Here is a 906-nt window from a genome sequence, read left to right as displayed (position 1 = left end):
CCCCCAGGACGGGCCGCCACAGCCAGCGCGCCCAGGAACACCGCCGCGAACCACAGCCGGGCGTCCGTGAGCGGGTTGTCGCCCAACAGGGCGTGGGGAAGGCCGAGCAGGGCCATGCCCGGCAGGTACGGGTTGAAGTCGTCCACGAGCGACGGATGCGGGGCGTAGGGGCTGCCGGTGGCGAGCAGCAGGTCGCCGGAGTGCTCGACGACACCGACCTCCGGCTGGGCCGTGCCCAGCACCATCAGCACCGCCAGCGGCAACAGCACCGAGCCCGCGACCGCCGCGAGGGCGCTCGCCCGGCCCCAGGCGTACGCGCTGCGGCCCGCCAGGACGGCCGCCACCGCGTAGCCGACGGCCGCGCACCCGCCCCACACCCGGTGGGCGGGCAGCGTCGTCACGGCGGCCAGCGCGAGCGCGAACACCGCCGATCCGGCCCAGTAGAGGCCGTCCCAGCGCGCTCCGCGCGGAGTCCGTCGCAGGCCGTCCCGCTGACGGAGCGCGCGCGGGGCGGACACCGCCGGCGCGCTCGACGCGGACTGGAACTGAAGGGCCATGGCCGTACTCCTGTGACAGGCGGAGGGACGGGCCCTCACTCACGTCTGTCACGGGTTCGAGGACCGACCCTCAATCTCCTGCCGGGACCGGCCCCGCCACCTCGGCCGAACGGCCACCGTTCGCGACCACGCGAGCCACCCCCTCGGCCGAACGGCGGACCCGGGCCCGTACACACCACCTCTCCGGGCGGTTCTTCGTCGCGTCAGACTCATTGACGTCACACCGGTCCCAGCCCTACCGTCTGGCCGACTTACCGAACCGCGTTCGCAATCTCGAACACGCTCCACTCCGTACTCCGACGGAAGGCCGAGCCGCCATGACCACCCCCCGCAGAACCCCCGGCAGAAC

At 73.8% G+C, this 906-nt stretch carries 1 pseudogene; it reads right to left on the bottom strand.

Going from position 1 to position 906, the window contains the following annotated elements:
- Positions 1 to 557 (bottom strand): annotated as a pseudogene (locus CA983_RS44190) (glycosyltransferase 87 family protein); the annotation flags it as partial.
- Positions 558 to 906 lie beyond the last annotated feature (349 nt).

It is taken from the genome of Streptomyces swartbergensis, assembly GCF_002148965.1.
Taxonomy (GTDB): domain Bacteria; phylum Actinomycetota; class Actinomycetes; order Streptomycetales; family Streptomycetaceae; genus Streptomyces; species Streptomyces swartbergensis.
The sequence above is the reverse complement of the archived record's forward strand: the minus strand, read 5'-3'. Positions and strand labels throughout refer to the sequence as shown.